Below are 429 nucleotides of genomic sequence, written 5' to 3'. Positions count from 1 at the left end.
GCAGGATGTCGGTCACCGCCAGGGCGCCGGCGTTGATGAACGGATTGCGCGGAAAGCCGCCTTCGGCCTCCAGCAGCGAGAGGTGGTTGAACGGCGTGCCCGAGGGCTCCTTGCCCACCCGCGTCCAGACCTCGTCGCCGATGCGGTTGAGCGCCAGGCCCAGAGACAGCACCTTGGTGATGCTCTGGACCGAAAAACCCTCGTCGGCGTCGCCGATCACGTGCTCGCCGCCGTCGACCGTGCGCACGGCCATGCCGAACCTGGTCCCCGGCACGGTCGCCAGCTGGGGGATGTAGTCGGGCACGCGGCCCTTGCCGAAGTGCGGCTTCACCAGCACGGCGACCTCGGCCAGGACTTCGTCGATGGAGAGCTCGTTCATGTGGGCGCGCCTCCTCCCCTCAGTTCGTCATCCCGGCCGAAGCGCAGCGT

The 429-nt window shown here is 68.8% G+C and carries 1 protein-coding gene; it reads right to left on the bottom strand.

What is annotated here, in order from left to right; genetic code table 11:
- Window positions 1–379 (bottom strand): glutaminase (locus tag AC1DF3_RS37140; RefSeq protein WP_478142833.1); only part of this gene is annotated, 379 nt, incomplete at its 3' end.
- Window positions 380–429 lie beyond the last annotated feature (50 nt).

It is taken from the genome of Variovorax sp. 10N432, from assembly GCF_056394465.1.
This window is presented reverse-complemented; position numbering and strand designations above follow the sequence as displayed.